Source organism: Acidovorax soli, assembly GCF_900107605.1.
GTDB lineage: Bacteria > Pseudomonadota > Gammaproteobacteria > Burkholderiales > Burkholderiaceae_C > Acidovorax > Acidovorax soli.
Genome location: NZ_FNQJ01000078.1, coordinates 1 through 2039 on the forward strand (window position 1 = coordinate 1; position 2039 = coordinate 2039).

The window sequence follows — 2039 nt, forward strand, 5'->3', positions numbered from 1 at the left end:
CCCAGATGGACAAACCCAGCAGAGTTGGCTATGGGCTGCACCGGCGAAACACTCAACCCGCCAAATCAGCGAGGTACTGGAGCGCATCGACCTGCTTTACACGCTGGACGTTCATAAGCACCTGGCAGACATCCCCGATCTCATCTTGCGCCGCTACGCGCGCCGACTTGTCTCCAGGCCGCCCTCAGCCGGAGCCAAGATCAAAGAGCCAGCGCGCACCGTGGAGGTCGCATGCTTTCTTCGGTATTGCCTGTTCACCACCACAGACCAGTTGATCCTTATGGTGCAGCGCCGGATCGCCGATCTGTGGCGTCAGGCTGCCGCCGATGTCCCCGCTACCGTCAATTGGGCCGCAATGTACAAAACGCTGCTCGGCGAACTTGTTGCCTTGAGCGCGCAAGGTGCGGTGCCAGATGCTGAGTTGCGTGCCCGTCTTGAAGCCTTGATCACCGAAACCCAGAAACGCAAACCACCGAGCAGGGCCTCCCTGGTCCGCGAGGGATTGATTGATGGAATTCGCCCCGTGCGGTCGTTGCTCGTCGCCATTGCAAAGCTGCCCTGGCAGGCCACCGGCGAGCATCCTGCCATCGAGTACCTTGCCAAGCTGCAAGCTTTATATCTCAAAGGATCCAGAAAGCTGCCAGTTGAAGTGGTGGCACCAAGTCTGGGAATGATCTGGCAGGTTTCGATCTCCAGCCCAGACCGGGAACGGGCGTTTCAGGCGTTGGAGGTGGCCACCCTGTTTGCCCTGCGCCGCGCGGTGCGCAATGGCTCGGTCTGGATTGAGCACAGCCTGAGCTTTCGGGGTCGTGCGCGCTTGTTCTTCACGGACGAGCGTTGGCAGGCAGAGTCCAAGAAACACTATGCCCGTCTATCGTTACCCAGCAAGGCTGCCACTTTCTTGAAGCCTTTGCTGGCCAGAGTAACTGCCGGTGTCGATGCGGTGGCCGCTGCAGCCCGCAGTGGCGTACTGCGCGTGGATGATGAACTCCATTTGTCGCCATTGCCCGCAGAGGACGAAGACCCAGAAGTGACCAAGCTGCGCGCGGCTTTGGATCACCGCATCGGTGAGGTTCAATTGCCGGAAGTGATTCTGGCCGTTGACGCCCAGGTGCGCTTTAGCTGGATCATGCTCGGACGTGAGCCGCGCTCTACCGACGAGCTGCTGATGGTCTATGCCGGCATCATGGCCCACGGCACCAGTCTGACTGCGGTCGAATGCGCGCGCATGATTCCGCAATTGTCTGCCACCAGCATTCGCCAGGCCATGCGCTGGGCGCGGGACGAACGGCGTCTGAGCCAGGCCTGCCAGGCTGTGCTGGAATTCATGCAGCGACACCCGATTGCCGCCACCTGGGGGCGGTCCGATTTGGCATCTTCTGACATGATGAGCATGGAGACCACCAAACGGGTGTGGCAAGCCCGGCTTGATCCTCGGCGCAACACACCTTCCATTGGAATCTACTCCCATGTAAAAGACCGGTGGGGCATCTTCCATGCGCAGCCCTTTGTGCTCAATGAGCGCCAGGCGGGCGTGGCCATTGAAGGTGTCATCCGCCAAGAAAAGCTGGAGACCAGCCAGCTTGCTGTGGATACCCATGGCTACACCGACTTTGCCATGTCACATGCCCGTTTGCTTGGTTTTGATCTTTGCCCGCGGTTGAAGGAACTCAAACAGCGCCACCTCTTTGTGCCACGCGGCACCAAAGTGCCCGCAGAAATCGCTGCGGTGTGCGAAGCCAATGTCGACGTCGCTTTGATCGAAAAGCATTGGGATAGTCTGGTGCACCTGGCAGCCTCGGTCATGAGCGGACATGCCAGTGCGGTGGCAGCTCTTGCGCGGTTCGGTTCTGCCGCCCAGGGCGATCCAATCTATGAGGCTGGCGTGCAATTGGGGCGGTTGCTGCGTACGGCGTTTTTGGCTGACTACTTTGTCAAGGACGCTTTCAGGAACGAGTTGCGCCGGGTGCTCAATCGGGGCGAGGCTGTTAACGCCCTCAAGCGCGCCATTTATACCGGCCGGATCAGCCCGGCGCAGG

Annotated in this window: 1 protein-coding gene; it reads left to right on the forward strand. The window is 60.1% G+C overall.

What is annotated here, in order from left to right:
• Window positions 1-2039: Tn3-like element IS1071 family transposase (locus BLW02_RS19380; RefSeq protein WP_092701759.1), on the forward strand; the 2039-nt coding region annotated here is incomplete at both ends.